General features: G+C 60.5%; 15 protein-coding genes, 2 tRNA genes and 1 pseudogene. 2 read left to right on the top strand and 16 right to left on the bottom strand.

Going from position 1 to position 14,619, the window contains the following annotated elements:
* Positions 1-804: a response regulator gene (locus ZRA01_RS21265; protein WP_141352826.1), complete on the bottom strand. Its 804-nt coding sequence runs from the start codon at positions 802-804 to the stop codon at positions 1-3.
* A gap of 154 nt (positions 805-958) precedes the next feature.
* A complete protein-coding gene (locus ZRA01_RS12915) occupies positions 959-2,863 on the bottom strand; it encodes a SurA N-terminal domain-containing protein (protein WP_141352824.1) in 1,905 nt (634 codons plus the stop codon).
* On the opposite strand from ZRA01_RS12915, the gene ZRA01_RS12910 reads away from it, so the two are divergent.
* Entirely contained in the window at positions 2,862-3,110 is a 249-nt protein-coding gene (locus ZRA01_RS12910; protein WP_141352822.1) for a hypothetical protein, read from the top strand. The two genes, ZRA01_RS12915 and ZRA01_RS12910, sit on opposite strands and share 2 nt — an antisense overlap.
* A gap of 88 nt (positions 3,111-3,198) precedes the next feature.
* On the opposite strand, the gene ZRA01_RS12905 is transcribed toward ZRA01_RS12910, so the two are convergent.
* From ZRA01_RS12905 to argF, 13 genes and pseudogenes are all read right to left on the bottom strand, one after another.
* A tRNA-Asp gene (locus ZRA01_RS12905) sits at positions 3,199-3,275 on the bottom strand.
* Positions 3,276-3,304: 29 nt separating this feature from the next.
* Positions 3,305-3,380, bottom strand: a tRNA-Val gene (locus tag ZRA01_RS12900).
* 41 nt (positions 3,381-3,421) lie between these two features.
* A complete protein-coding gene (locus tag ZRA01_RS12895; protein WP_141352820.1) occupies positions 3,422-3,694 on the bottom strand; it encodes an HU family DNA-binding protein in 273 nt (90 codons plus the stop codon).
* A gap of 587 nt (positions 3,695-4,281) precedes the next feature.
* Positions 4,282-5,473, bottom strand: a pseudogene (locus ZRA01_RS12885) (acetyl-CoA C-acyltransferase family protein).
* Positions 5,474-5,498: 25 nt separating this feature from the next.
* Positions 5,499-6,428, bottom strand: coding sequence for a CobD/CbiB family protein (locus tag ZRA01_RS12880; RefSeq protein ID WP_141352818.1), 930 nt, complete (start codon positions 6,426-6,428; stop codon positions 5,499-5,501).
* 90 nt (positions 6,429-6,518) lie between these two features.
* Positions 6,519-7,124, bottom strand: a complete 606-nt coding sequence (locus ZRA01_RS12875) for a CoA pyrophosphatase (protein WP_141352816.1) — start codon at positions 7,122-7,124, stop codon at positions 6,519-6,521.
* Between the two features lie 12 nt (positions 7,125-7,136).
* On the bottom strand, positions 7,137-7,823 hold the full coding sequence (locus ZRA01_RS12870) for a retropepsin-like aspartic protease family protein (RefSeq protein ID WP_246093666.1): 687 nt from the start codon (positions 7,821-7,823) through the stop codon (positions 7,137-7,139).
* A 105-nt stretch (positions 7,824-7,928) separates the two neighbouring features.
* Entirely contained in the window at positions 7,929-8,117 is a 189-nt protein-coding gene (locus ZRA01_RS12865) for a YjfB family protein (RefSeq protein WP_141352814.1), read from the bottom strand.
* Between the two features lie 9 nt (positions 8,118-8,126).
* Positions 8,127-8,612, bottom strand: a complete 486-nt coding sequence (locus tag ZRA01_RS12860; RefSeq protein WP_141352812.1) for a YajQ family cyclic di-GMP-binding protein — start codon at positions 8,610-8,612, stop codon at positions 8,127-8,129.
* Positions 8,613-8,625: 13 nt separating this feature from the next.
* Positions 8,626-8,949 carry a pyrimidine/purine nucleoside phosphorylase gene (gene ppnP, locus ZRA01_RS12855; protein WP_141352810.1) on the bottom strand — a complete coding sequence of 108 codons (324 nt, stop codon included), beginning with the start codon at positions 8,947-8,949 and terminating at the stop codon, positions 8,626-8,628.
* 21 nt (positions 8,950-8,970) lie between these two features.
* Entirely contained in the window at positions 8,971-9,204 is a 234-nt protein-coding gene (locus ZRA01_RS12850; RefSeq protein WP_141352808.1) for a DUF2788 domain-containing protein, read from the bottom strand.
* A 9-nt stretch (positions 9,205-9,213) separates the two neighbouring features.
* On the bottom strand, positions 9,214-10,443 hold the full coding sequence (locus ZRA01_RS12845; protein ID WP_141352806.1) for an argininosuccinate synthase: 1,230 nt from the start codon (positions 10,441-10,443) through the stop codon (positions 9,214-9,216).
* Positions 10,444-10,494: 51 nt separating this feature from the next.
* Positions 10,495-11,427 carry an ornithine carbamoyltransferase gene (gene argF / locus ZRA01_RS12840; RefSeq protein WP_141352804.1) on the bottom strand — a complete coding sequence of 311 codons (933 nt, stop codon included), beginning with the start codon at positions 11,425-11,427 and terminating at the stop codon, positions 10,495-10,497.
* A gap of 621 nt (positions 11,428-12,048) precedes the next feature.
* Between argF and ZRA01_RS12835 the strand changes: the two genes are divergently transcribed.
* Positions 12,049-13,857 carry an asparagine synthetase B family protein gene (locus ZRA01_RS12835; RefSeq protein WP_141352802.1) on the top strand — a complete coding sequence of 603 codons (1,809 nt, stop codon included), beginning with the start codon at positions 12,049-12,051 and terminating at the stop codon, positions 13,855-13,857.
* Between the two features lie 14 nt (positions 13,858-13,871).
* Here the strand turns inward: ZRA01_RS12835 and ZRA01_RS12830 are convergent.
* Positions 13,872-14,619, bottom strand: a 748-nt coding sequence (locus ZRA01_RS12830) for a hypothetical protein (RefSeq protein ID WP_218028720.1), incomplete at its 5' end; no start/stop codon positions are given.

Below are 14,619 nucleotides of genomic sequence, written 5' to 3'. Positions count from 1 at the left end.
CTAGCCGGCCGCACCCTGGCTCAACATCCTCGCGAGCAGGCGCCGCACCACCGCCGGCTCGAAGGGTTTGTCGCAAATGCCCGACACACCAGCCTCTTCCACCGCGGCCAGCCGCCCCTGATCGGTCTCGCTGGTGACCATCAGAATCGGCACGCTGCTCTGCCAGCTACGCCCCCGCACGTATTCAACAAACTCGCGGCCATCCATCTCGGGCATGTTGTAGTCGGTGACGATGAGATCCACCATCGTCTCCTCCATCAGCGCCACCGCCTCCTTGCCGTCGGCGGCCTCGATGATGTGGCGGATGCCCAGGTTTTCCAGCACCCGTCGCATGAAGTGTCGGGCGTTGGCGCTGTCGTCCACCAGCAGCACCCGGATGACCTCCAGGTCGAACTGATTGTCAAAGCTGTAATCGGGCGACAGGTAATCCAGGGTGGAATTGATCGCCAGCGCCAGTTGCCTGGGCGCGAAGGGTTTGGGCAGGATGCCGCATGCGCCGGCCTGGCGTATCGGGTCGAGGGCCTGGGGGCGGGTCTCGCTGGACACCAGAATGAACGGAAGGCCCGCCAGAGCCGGATCAGCACGCATGGCCCCGACCAGCCCGGTACCGGAGCCGTCGGGCAGATAGAGGGCCGACAGCACAACGTCGGGCCGCCGCTGGGCCATCGCCTCCAGGGCCTCGTGCGCCGTTCCGATCACATCCACCTGCCCCACTCCGATCTCGTCACAGGCCTTGCGGATGATCTTTGCCTGCAGCGCGGAAGGCTCCACGAGCAGGAGGCGAAGCCGGCCAAAATCTGACATGAAACCGCCTCTTATCAAATGGTTGATAAGCGGTTAGCGAACCAGATCGACAAAGCTTGAGGGCAGTTTTAGTGGTGTGGATGCAATCAGGGCCCGACGATGACTCGCCAGGCCCTGAAAATACCTGCGGCCCCCCTGGAGCCGGCCCCAACGCTTACTTGTCTTTCTGCTCGTCCAGCAGCGCGTAGTTAACCTTGACGTCGTGACGCTTGCGCAGCGCGGCGATGTAAGCGCCGAAATCCTGTTCGGCAAGCACGCGGGCGTACTGCTGCTTGATGGCCGCCCGGCGCGGGTCGTCGGCCTTGGCCACAGGGCGATTCACCTTCTCGATGCGATACAGCGCATAACCCGCGCCCGGCACCTTCACGCCCGCGTAGGCAGGCAGCTTCTCGGTGGAGGCCCGGAAGATCGCCCGCAACACCTCCGGCGGCAGGCCCTGCTCGCTACGGGCAATCGCCCGGGCCGGGCTCCACGCCAGATCGACGGCTTCACCCTTGGCGAGCTTGGCGAGCTTGCCTTCGCCGTCCTGCTCGGCCAGCTTCACGGCCTCCTCGTTGCCGAGAGCCTTCTCGATAACGGGCTTGACCTCTTCGAAGGGCCGCAGGGCTGCAGGCTTGTGTTCGAGCACCCGCGCGGCAACCAGCGTGCCGTTGCCGACATCCACCGCACTGGTGTTGCGCTTGTTCTTGAGGGCCTCGTCGGAGAACAGCTCACCGATGAGCTTCTCGTTGTTGAAGGGCGCCGGCGCCTTGCCGTCCCCGGCAATCCAGTCGGTGGCCTGAACGGCGAGCTTGAACTTCTCGGCGGCCGGCTTCAGGCTGTCGGCCTGCTCATAGACCGTGTTGGTGAAGCTCTCGACGAGTTCGGCAAACTTCTTGGCAGCCTCGTTGCGCTTGAGCTCTGCCGCAATCTCGCCCTTCACTTCGTCGAAGGGGCGCGACTTGCTGGCCTTCACGCCGGTCAAGCGGATGATGTGAAAGCCGAAATCCGACTGCACCACGCCGGAGGTTTCGCCCTCGTTCTTCAGGCCAAAGGCTGCTTCCTCGAACTCCTTGACCATCGCGCCACGGGCGAAGAAACCCAGATCGCCCCCCTTCTCGGCGGAGCCGGGGTCCTGGGAGTTCTCCCGGGCAAGGCGGGCAAAGTCATCCGGCTTGGCGGTGAGCTGCTTGAGCAGCGCCTCGGCCTTTTCCCGGGCAGCTTTGAGCGCAGCATCGCCGGCGCCCTTGTCGGCCTGGATCAGGATGTGGCTGGCGCGCCGCTCCTCGCCCTGGCTGAAACGCTCAGGGTGGGCGTCGTACTCCTTGCGGACATCGGCATCGGCCACACTCAGCTGATTGGCGACGGCATCCTTGCTCAGCACGACGTACTCGGCCTTCAGTTGGGCCGGCATCTCGAAGCGCTTGCGCTCGGTATCGTAGAATTTGCGTGCGGCATCCTCCGCAAGCTTCACCCCGGCGGCGAACTGGGCTGCCGGAAGGCGGACTTCACTGACGGTACGCTCCTCGAGCTGAACCGAATACACCTGATCCACCGAGCTCTGGGGGACCAGAACGCCCTCGGCAACGGCACCAAGCACCTGCTGCAGAGCCAGGTCATGGCGCAAGCGCCCCTCAAAAACGGCCTGCGTCATACCCTGTGCCTTCAGCACCGCCTCGTAACGCGGCAACGAGAAATGCCCGTTCTCCTGAAAAGCAGGGATCGCGGCAATCGTGTCCCGCAGGCTGGCATCGGAAACGCTGAGCCGCATCTTCTGGGCATCCAGCGCGAGAAGACGCTGATTGACCAGATTTTCGAGCACTGCACGGCGCGTCTCGGGTGTATCCATCATGGCGGGGTTGAAGCTGGCCCCCAAGGCACCGCGCATGCGCTCCTGCTGCTCGCGCAGGGCCTGCTGGAACTCTCCCATCTGAATGGCCGTGCCACCGACGGTGGCCACACCATCGCTGTTGCCGGCGTTCTTGACGTAGGACTCGACGCCAAAGAAGGCGAACGGCAGCGTGATCATCACCAGGAATACCTGGACGACCTTCTTGTTGTTGCGTACGGCGTCAAACATGCTGACTCCCAAGAAACTGATGACGGCGGTGAACCGCTTCTTTGAAAAACAAAAAGGCGAACTCTCGTTCGCCTCTCGAAATTTCGGCTGGGGCGCTGAAGCAGCCCTCTGCGTACGCGGCAGACAACCCCACGCGGCGGCAGCCAAGGCCCGGATGACATCAACGCCCGCGAGCAGCGCGGCTGATGGACGCGTCGGAGTCTACCCGGGCGAGTCTCACCAAACAAGCCCTTATGAAGGCGTTTGAATACATTGCAGGCGGCTGCAACAAAAAGGGCCGCAAAGCGGCCCTTTTGGGAGTAGCTACACCGAACCTGCCTGGTCAGCCAGTGTGTTGGCGGAGTGGACGGGACTCGAACCCGCGACCCCCGGCGTGACAGGCCGGTATTCTAACCAACTGAACTACCACTCCTTGATGCGACCCTCACACCACGGTGAGAGTGGTGGGTGCTGACGGGGTCGAACCGCCGACATTCGCCTTGTAAGGGCGACGCTCTACCGACTGAGCTAAGCACCCATTTGCTGGGAGGCTTTAATATCCACCACAACAATAGCCCATTAGTTTAACGCATCTTTCAATGCCTTGCCAGGCCTGAATTTCGGAATTTTTGCCGACTGTATCTTGATCGCAGCTCCGGTTCTTGGATTTCGGCCTGTTCTCGCGGCACGTTTCCCCACGTTGAAAGTTCCAAACCCAACCAGGGTGACGCTATCCCCTTTCTTCAGCGCCTGCTTGACGGCCGAGATGGCCGCATCGAGCGCTCGTCCGGCAGCAGCTTTGGAAATCTCTGCGTCAAGCGCAATCTGATCAATCAATTCGGATTTGTTCACGCCAGCCCCCTCGTCATCGAATTTAACAAACAGGAAACCACCCCTACAAATGCTGAACCGACACGCCCTGGAAACCACTGCGTCCCATATATAACGCCGTGAAAAACACGATGTCAAGAGACTACACAGCAGCGCGCCAGGCAAATTCTCTCGCAAGGGATCACTCGCCCCGTGCAACTTCCCGGCGCCTCTGGCAGCTGAATTGGGATATAGGGCAGCTCTGACGCCGGTAGCTGGCATCCAGCAAGGACGCGCGAATCCGGGGCCAGTGCGTTCTCTGGTAGCCCGCCGTCTCGGCGATCGACGATCCATCCACCCCGGCACTGCCACACGACTGAATTTGACACGTTTCCATGCCGCTCGCTTCGAGCTCGGTTTCATCTCGCCTTCCCGCGTTCCGCCCCGGCCTACCAGGCATCTGATGCACTGCACGTCCGAGCGACATGGCCTTCGGCCCTCAACCCGCAGGAGTGCCCCCATGCTGGGCATGCACGTAAAAAACCCCACCCGGCATTCACGCCGGACGGGGTCTTTTCAGACATGATAATGACGCGGCCCAAGAAACCGGGCCACGGATCAGTTCATGATCAGATACGCTCGAACACCGTGGCAATACCCTGGCCGCCACCAATGCACATCGTGACCAGGGCGTAACGGCCACCGGTACGCTGCAGTTCATAGAGAGCCTTGGTGGCGATGAAGGCGCCGGAGCAGCCAACCGGGTGGCCCAGAGCAATGGCACCGCCGTTCGGGTTGGTCTTGGCAGGGTCCAGGCCCAGCACCTTGGCAACCGACAAAGCCTGAGCAGCAAAGGCCTCGTTGGACTCGATGACGTCCATCTGGTCGAGGGTCAGACCAGCCTTCTTCAGCGCGATGCGCGAAGCCGGGATCGGGCCTTCGCCCATGATGTCGTTCGGAACACCGGCGATGGCGTAGGAAACCAGGCGGGCCATGGGCTTGTAACCGGCATTGACGGCGGTGGTGCCGTCAGCCAGGACGAAGAATGCAGCGCCGTCGTTGATGCCCGATGCGTTACCGGCAGTGACGGTACCGTCTTTCTTGAAGGCGGGCTTCATCTTGCCCAGCGACTCCATGGTCGTGCCGCGCTTCAGGTGCTCGTCGGTGTCAAACACAACGTCGCCCTTGCGGGTCTGCTTGACGATCGGGAAGATCTGGGACTTGAAGTAGCCGGCATCGATGGCCGCCGCGGCACGGCGCTGGGATTCAACGGCGAAGGCATCCTGCTCCTCGCGGGTGATCCCGTGCTTGGCAGCAAGGTTCTCGGCGGTGATGCCCATGTGGCCCACGCCGAACGGATCGGTGAGCACGGCAACCATGGAATCGATGGCCTTGGTGTCACCCATGCGGGCGCCGCTGCGCAGAGCTGGCATCAGGTAAGCAGCCTTGGACATGACTTCGACGCCGCCGCCGATACCGTATACCGTAGTCGGCGTCGCCGAGCAGGATGTTCTGCGCGGTCGTCACGATACCCTGGAGGCCGGACGCGCAAAGACGGGAAACCTGCATGGCGACGGATTCCATCGACAGACCGGCCTGGATGGAAGCAACACGGGAAACGTAGGCGTAGCGGGAGTCGGTCGGCATGGTGTTGCCAACGGTGACGTAGTTGATCAGCTGCGGATCGACGGTGGAGCGGGCAATCGCCTCCTTCATGACGAGACCGGCCAACTCACTCGAATCGAAATCGGCCAGGGAACCGCCGAAAGCACCGATCGGGGAACGGACTGCACTCAAAACGACAACATCACGACTAGCCATCTTACTTCCTCCTCAATTGCTATGATTAATTACCGACCCAGCCTGCAACACCAAGCAACGCCAGCACCAGGAACACCAGCACCAAAGTGCGCCATACCAAGCCGATAGTACTCTGCATGAACTCTGCATCGGCGTCGTCTCCGACACCCATTTCCGGACGTTCAAGCACCTCACCGGATTCGTGAATCGGCATGCCGAGGCGGACACCGAGGGCGCCACCACCGCTTGCCAACAGTATACCGGAAGCCTTGCTCTTCCATTGATTGGCCTGAGTTCGCCAGCAATGGATGCCATCCTCGAAATCACCGACGATGGAAAATGCGGCGGCCGTCAGCCGTACAGGAACCCAATCCAGCGCCCCGAAAGCCTTGCGCGCAAAATCACCGAAATCGCCGAACTGCTGCTCGTCACGACGCTGGCCCCAGGCCTCATCGAAAAACGCCGCCATGCGGTACAAGACCGCACCGATCGGCCCCGGCAACAGCACGAACCAGACGACCACACCAAACACGTTTCGATGCGACGCCAGTAAGGCCTCCTCGATCGCCAGCCGGGCCACCTCGCTGGAGCCGGATTGATCATGGGACGCGCCGCGCCATTCGCCGATCAGTTGCCGCGCGCGTGGGAGCTCACCCATCCGCAGCGCAAGCTGGATGTCGGTGAAGAAATGGCTGACCTGGCGAAAGCCCATGGTCAGATAGAGAACCAAGACGTTGAAGACGACGCCGAGGAGCGGATGAAGGCTCAACAGGAGAAAGTAGATCAGCGCCGTGACGAGACAGGCGGAGAGAATCGCAACCCACCAGGCCACGGCTCCATGCCTCGCATCGCCGTCGTTGAAGCGATCTTCGAGAAAGCGGGCGAACATCTTCAGCGGTGCCTGGACGACACGCGCAGCAGGGAGGGGACGCAATTGCTCGATGAGCAGGGCTATGATCAGGGAGAACAGGGTCATGCGGCAGGGGCCCGGAGAGCCCAATATATCCAAGCCATTTGGGGGTGCTTCAAGATACCATCAAACGGACCCAACACAAACGCCCCGGGCTCAGCGGCACACGAAACGCTGCAGGCTCACGAGCATCCCGGCGGTCGCGCCCCAGATGAAATACTCGCCATAAGGCATTGCGTAGTATTCACGCCGCGCTCCGCGAATCATCGCCGAATGGCGCTGATGATTGGATTCATCGAGCAGAAAGGACAGCGGTACCTCGAAGGCCTCCGCGACCTCAAAGGGGTCGAGCTGCAGCTCGAAAGGTGGCGTCACGAGCCCGACCACAGGCGTTATGTCGAAGCCCGTACCGGTCTGATATTGGGGCAGGCAGCCCAGCAGCTCCACATGGGCCCGGTGAAGGCTTATCTCTTCCTCGGTCTCCCTGAGGGCGGTCTCGATCGGCGAGGTGTCCTCATCCTCCACACGCCCCCCCGGAAAACTCACCTGCCCCGGGTGATGATGCAGATGATCGGTGCGACGGGTCAGAAGAACAGTCGGCTCAGGCTCCCGCAGCACGATGGGTACGAGCACCGCGGCTGGGCGCAATGGGCCGGGCGGAACGCCATCTTCGAGAGGGCCCGTGTCGGGCAAGCCCGCAAGAAACCGGCTTCGCAGCCATTCCGCACTGGGGGTGAAGGGTTTCGAAAATCGCATCTTCATGACACGGCACAGTCAAAAACGCTGCCGCAGCTGCATTGTCGAGCCTTCACGACGCATCTCCATACGGTTGAGAAAACTCATTCCAAGCAGCGCGACCGGCAGATCCGCAGCATGCACGACCCCTTCCACGTTCCGCAGCGTGACGCCGCCGACGCTGACCGAGTCGAGGGGCAGCTTCCAGCCGCGGGCAACACCGTTCGCCGTCTGCAGCGTGATGGGTTCTGCCCGAGTGAGATCCAGCCCCGCCCGCTGGGCATCGCCACAACCAAGAGCCACGAAAGTTGCCCCCGTATCGACCACAAACTGCATCGCCACGCCGTTGACCTTGCCCCCGCTCCGGAACATGCCCCGCCCATCCGCATCGATCGTCACTTGAGGTGAGCCACCCTTGTCTCGACCTATGCTCACCGTTTGCTGGCCGACAAACAGGCGGTGGCGCTGTCCGTCGAAGTCGGCGACAGCACTTTCAGCGTCCACCGAAACAACGCGCACGCCCTCTGGCGTGGCACTCCCGGCGGCCACCGCGCGCGGGGCGCCGCCATTGATGACCAGCAAGGCCTTACCTGGAAACACGCCGGCGAGCGCCACCTCGGTTGCATGCAGCGGTGTCGAGAGGCCGGCGAGTACACAAGCTGTCACGGCAAACCGGCAAAGCCGTCTAGAGAAATTTTCCAAAGGAACACCCTCATGCATGGTCATATGATGCCACACACGCCCACCAGCCAACCCTGGCGATGCAACAAGCGGAGACCAGCCACAAAAAAACCAGCCCTCAAGCTGGTTTTTTTGTGCGCTGAACGGTGGCTAGGCGTACGTATCGACGCTTCGACCAAGCGTCGCATCCTGCTCAGGCGGCTGTGGTGCCACCGGCAGGCTGGCGATCAACTGCGCGGCATTGCTCTGCTGCATGTCCAGAACCTTGCGCAACATCAGGATGGAGACGGCGTCGCCGGCCTGCACCTGAGGGATGGATGCTGCTGGCGCGAGGTTCATGGCCGCGGCTCAATCACGGAAGTTGCCGTATTGCAGCGGAAAATCGGTAATCTCCTTGCGCACCAGGGCGATGCAGTCCTGCAGGAGGTCGCGCTTGGCGCCGCTGACGCGCACCGCCTCGCCCTGGATCGAAGCCTGTACCTTGAGCTTGCTGTCCTTGATGAGCTTGACGATCCTCTTGGACTGCTCCTGCTCGATCCCCACCCTCACCGTCAGCTCCTGCTTGACCTTGTTGCCGCTGACCTTCTGGATGTCACCATGCTTGAGACAACGCACGTCGATCTTCTTGGCGGTCATCTCGGGCAGCAAGAGGGTCTGGATCTGCTCAAGCTGAAACTCGCTGTCACCATAGAGGGTAAGCAGCTTGTCGGCCTGCTCGACCCGGGCATCCGTGCCTTTGAAGTCGTAACGCCCGGTGATCTTGCGATTCGCACCTTCGACGGCATTACGCAGCGCGACCATATCGACTTCGGAGGTGATGTCGAACGACGGCATCGTATGCGTCCTCTCAGGCGAAATGGCAGACGTAGTGATAGGCCTCGTCGGCCACTTCGATGTCGAAACTGGAGTTGCCCGGCACCTGGAACGACTCACCCGCGCCGTAGTTCTTCCACTCCGTTTCACCCTTCAGGCGAACCCGGCAGCTCCCTGCGACGCCTTCCATGATCTCGGGGACACCGGTGTTGAAGGTCAGGGTGGACGGCAGGATCACCCCAACGGACTTCTTGGTGCCGTCGGCGAGGACGATGGAGTGGCTCACACACTTGCCATCGAAGTAAACGTTGGCTTTCTTGACGACGGAAACGCCGTCGAACTGGGCAGTCTGGGTCATGTCTTTTAAACGGGTCGGGAGTTATTCAATGCCTAGCAGTCTCTGGATGATGCCCTTGGCCATGAAGCCGATGAAGCCGACTCCAAGGCCGACAAACATCCAGAGTGCGCCGTACTTGCCTGCCTTGGACTCCCAGGCGAGTTGGCCGATGATGAAGACCATGTAGGCGATCAGGCCGCCCACGCAGACTGTGAGGGAGATGTCCTCAAACTCTGCGATGGTCAGACCGAACATGAACGGCGCGTTGGGATCCATGCCTGGCTATCAGTCTCGCTTGGCCTTCGCGTTGGCGGCGATCCGCATGCGCAGCGCGTTGAGGCGGATGAAACCGTGGGCGTCCTTCTGGTTGTAGGCGCCTTGGTCGTCCTCGAAGGTGGCGATGGTAGGATCGAACAGGGAGTCGGTTTTGGAATCCCGGGACACGACGATCACGTTACCCTTGTAGAGCTTGATGCGGACCCAGCCATTGACCGTCTGCTGGGTGTTGTCGATCAGGGCCTGCAAGGCGAGCCGCTCGGGGGACCACCAGTAACCCGTGTAGATCATGCTGGCGTAACGCGGCATGAGGTCGTCCTTGAGGTGGGCGACTTCACGGTCGAGAGTGATCGACTCGATGGCCCGGTGAGCACGCAGCAGGATGGTACCGCCCGGGGTCTCGTAGCAGCCGCGGGACTTCATACCCACATAGCGATTTTCGACGAGGTCGAGGCGGCCGATGCCGTGCTTGCCGCCGAGCTCGTTGAGCTTGGCGAGCAGCTCATGGGCCTTCATGCGGGTGCCGTTGATGGCAACCAGGTCGCCCTTCTCGAACTCCAGGTCAATGTACTCGGCGGCATCGGGAGCGGCCTCGGGGGAAACCGTCCAGCGCCACATGGACTCCTCGGCCTCGGCGGCCGGGTTCTCAAGGTGACGGCCCTCGAAGGAGATGTGCAGGAGGTTGGCGTCCATCGAATACGGGGAGCCGCCCTGCTTGTGCTTCATCTCGATGGGAATGCCATTCTTCTCGGCGTAGGCAAGCAGCTTCTCGCGAGACAGCAGATCCCACTCACGCCACGGGGCGATGACCTTCACGTTGGGCATCAGCGCGTAGTAACCGAGTTCGAAACGCACCTGATCGTTGCCCTTGCCGGTGGCACCGTGGGACACCGCATCGGCGCCGGTGGCGCGGGCAATCTCGATCTGGCGCTTGGCGATCAACGGGCGGGCGATGGAAGTGCCCAGCAGGTATTCGCCCTCGTAGATGGTGTTGGCGCGGAACATCGGGAACACGAAGTCGCGCACGAACTCTTCGCGCAGATCGTCGATGAAGATGTTCTCCGGCTTGATGCCGAACTGCAGGGCCTTTGCCCGCGCCGGCTCGAGCTCTTCGCCCTGCCCGAGGTCGGCCGTGAAGGTCACCACTTCGCATTGATAGGTGTCCTGCAACCACTTGAGGATCACCGAGGTATCCAGGCCGCCCGAATAGGCAAGTACAGCTTTCTTTACGTCGCTCATGTGCCGCTTTCAACGATTGAGTAGATGAGTCTTGATTCTTCCAGACCGCGCTCAGGCGCAGTCACCTTCAACCTTGCCGATCAGAAGGAACTCCATCAGGGCCTTCTGCACGTGGAGCCGGTTCTCCGCCTCCTCCCAAACCACCGACTGCGGGCCGTCGATCACCTCGGCGGAAACTTCCTCGCCCCGGTGTGCCGGCAGACAGTGCATGAACACCGCGCCGGGGTTCGCCACCTGCATCATGTCCGCGTCCACCTGCCAATCGGCGAAATCGCGCATGCGCTCTTCGTTCTCGGCTTCGAAGCCCATGCTGGTCCAGACGTCGGTGGTGACGAGATCGGCACCGCGGCAAGCCTCCATGGGGTCATCGAAACGGACGAAGTGATCCGTTCGGGTGCAACCCGCTTGCTCGGGCTCGACCTCATAGCCTGGCGGGGTTGATACATGCACCTTGAAATCAAGCAATTCAGCCGCCTGAAGCCAGGTGTTGCACATGTTGTTCGCGTCCCCCACCCACGCAACCGTCTTGCCCTGGATGGGGCCGCGATGCTCGATGAAGGTGAAGATGTCGGCGAGAATCTGGCAGGGGTGGTATTCGTTGGTCAGCCCGTTGATGACCGGCACCCGGGAGTACTCGGCGAAGCGCTCGATGATCGTCTGCTCGAAGGTGCGGATCATCACGATATCGCTCATCCGGGAGATAACCTGTGCCGCATCCTCGACCGGTTCCCCGCGCCCCAGCTGCGAGTCGCGGGTATTCAGGTAGATCGCCGAGCCGCCCAGCTGCTGCATGCCCGCCTCGAAGGACAGGCGCGTGCGCGTACTGGCTTTCTCGAAGATCATGACCAGTGTTCGATCGAACAACGGATGATGCGGCTCGTAGCGCTTGAACCTATCCTTGATCCAGTGCGTTCGATCGAAGAGATAGTCGTACTCGGCGCGAGAAAAGTCTTTGAACTGTAAGTAGTGTCTCGGTGCGTTCATGGCACTCGTTCTTGGTTGTGGCGCGGGAACATCGACCCGCACCGGCTTTCGGCCCGATGATGGCGCCCTTTCCCGAAAGCAACAGGCTGGACCTGGGCGAATCCTCGTACCGATCGGGCCTGGAACCGCCAGTGGCGGAAACTCCAATCGGCAGAAAGGCGAAACGGCGACTTACGCCGCCGTTTTATGTCCAGTAATAGGCTTACAATCCTAATTCAAAACGGCCTCGTTGTGTACACTGCTGAAGGGCGTGAGCTGGCGTCAGCCTGCAACCAGTGGTGCACCGGCATGAGCCCTCCCGAGCGCAGTCGGGCCTCCGGCTCTTCCGCCGATGCACTACGTCACAATTCTCGTTACGTGATCGTGCCATCATCATGATCATTTGCTACCCTTCGCTACCATTGAAACAACACCCGGCCAGCAGACAGATCGTACGCCGCACAGCGCGATCCGCTGATCTGAATCCTGAAGGCCAGGATGATCCAAACGAACACTTCAGACACCGGCCTCGCTCCTGAACGCTTCAGGCGCTGAACTCCGAACACATCCCTGACCCAAGGTTGCGACGAACCAGCCTGGGTCGATCGCCCCGCTCACTCACCTCCGAGGCGCTGCACACTCATGATCCGCGGCTTTATCGACTTCAACACCCTCGACAGCAAGCAGTCTTTCACCAGCACTACCCTTGAAAGCGGCGTCACACTCCCAGGCCTCCGGCTGGAAATCGACGCTGACAAGGTACGCTCGTTCGCACGCGGACAGCAGGCGGTCATAATAATTGGCGACCCACGGGTCCGCGACGCGAGCCTTGCACAGCGAATCAAACAGGATGGCTGGATCGCAGCGCTCCCATCGCTGTGCGACGCTCCAGACACATTTCTCAAGCAGGTCTCCGGTCGATTCGCCTTCCTCTGGATGGACCTTGCCAAGGGCAGGCTGGGTCTCGCATCTGACCGCTTCAACACCAATGGCTTCTGCTACGCACAAGAGGGGTCTCGCCTGAGTTTTGCAGACCGGGCCAACGCGGTACCTGCGCTCAACCGCGAGCTAGACAAGCAGGCGATCTTTGACTACCTGTACTTCCATGTAATTCCAGCCCCCGGCACGATCTTCGAGAATATCCTGAGGCTTGAGCCAGGCTCGCGCCTCGTCGCAGATCGCCGTCACGTCGACGCCAGCCCCTGGTGGCGGGCGCACTTCGAAGAGCCTGCCGACGCAGACTTCGAAGCTTGCGCGAGTAACTTCAGGCAACTCATCAAGAATGCCGTCGAACGTGATCTGGATGGTTCCCGCGTCGGAGCATTTCTGTCTGGCGGCACCGATAGCTCGACCGTAGTTGGCATGCTGAGCCAGAGCGGCAGCCCCGTCACAGCCTATTCGATAGGCTTTGAAGCAGAGGGCTATGACGAGATGGAGTTTGCACGCATCGCCGCAAAGCATTTTGGCGTAAAGCATCAGCCCTACTACATCACCTCTGATGATCTGGCCAACCACATCCCGGCCGTCGCCGCCTCCTACGATCAACCTTTCGGCAACTCATCGGTCCTTCCTGCATACATGTGTGCGAAGCTCGCCCACGATGACGGACTCACCCGAATGTTTGCCGGAGATGGAGGAGACGAACTGTTCGGTGGCAATTCCCGCTATGCGAAGCAACGCATCTTCGGCCTTTACGAGAAAGTCCCAGGCCTCATCAAGGGAGCGCTACTCGAACCCGCCCTGATGCAGACACCGCTCGGGAAACTGCCGCTGATGCGCAAGGCTGCCAGCTATATCGAACAGGCACGCACGCCCCTTCCCGATCGTACGGCAAAATATAATCTCATCTATCACCTTGGAATAGACAACGTCTTTCCGAGCTCATTCCTTTCAGGTATCGATCCCGAGGCCCCGCTCAAACTCCAGCGCCGCGTCTGGCAAGACGTCAATGCTCACGCGCTCGTCAACAGAATGCTCGGCTTCGATTGGCGCTTCACCCTTGCAGACAACGACCTCCCAAAAGTGATCGGAGCTACCCGGCTAGCCGGTGTCGATGCTGTATTCCCACTTCTCGACGACGATCTGCTCGATTTCTCACTCAAGCTTCCTCCAGAGTACAAGCTCAAGGGAATGCAGTTACGTTGGTTTTTCAAGGAAGCTCTCCATGGTTTTCTACCGCAGGAGATCATTACCAAGAAAAAACAAGGGTTCGGACTACCGTTCGGGCACTGGGTTCTCAAGCATCAAGGCTTGTTGAAACTCGCCCGTGAGTCCCTGGCGGTCCTTACCGAGAAAAATATCCTCCGGAAAGATTTCGTCGATGAGCTGTTCACGACTCATCTGCCCGCTTTCCCCGGCTACTACGGCGAAATGGTCTGGATATCGATGATGTTTGGACAATGGCTGCACGCCTGTCAGCCTTCGTCCACCCCCAGTCAGAATCAAATCTGAGCCAAGTGGGGGATTCACTCCAGCGCAGCCATGCCAAAATGAACCGGCAAGCGCACGGAAGCATCCCCCACATCTCCGGCGATTGAAACGGGTACGAGATTGGCTGCTCTCCTGAATACAACCAAGATTTCGCGGTCGAGCCGATCCGAACCCACAGTCTCCTCCAGGCTAACCAGAGGAGCGGCATCGAGTCCGCGGAATTGCACCAGCACAACAAGTTTTCCTTGAAAATCCGGCGCCACCAGCCCCTCCACGGAAGCACGCATACGAATAACCTCCGCGGCTACTGCAAGGCGATATCTTGATAGCGATGGGCCGAGATCTTCTTTTGAAACAGCTGCGCTAAGATCCCTGGCCTCTTCAAGCTGACTCGTCTTCGATTCAGCCCCAATCGGCTCCTTGTCGGATTCAAGCGGGGACGGCATCGTTGGTTTCACCTCAGCCAGCCTGTTGGACGCTCTCTTGGGATGAGATTTTGTGGCTTGACGTACAGCCTGATCAGCGTCTTCGAACCCAGGATCACGGTCTTCAACAAAAACCGGCTCGACCTCAGGTGTAACGTTTGATTGAACCTCAGGCAGGGAAACGATCAACGGACTAACGCGCCCTCCTCCATCGGAGGGCGCTGGCAATGGCCAAAATATTACAACATGCAGCAAAACCGAAAAGGCAACAAGCCCCGCCCACTCGCGCAAACGCATCGCAGCCCCTTCGAATGTCAATTGACTTTTAACTATATGCGAACATTTCCGTTTTTCCAAA

Source organism: Zoogloea ramigera (genome assembly GCF_006539865.1).
Lineage (GTDB): Bacteria > Pseudomonadota > Gammaproteobacteria > Burkholderiales > Rhodocyclaceae > Zoogloea > Zoogloea ramigera.
Note: the sequence above shows the minus strand (reverse complement) of the source record. Positions and strands in the feature narration are given on the sequence as shown.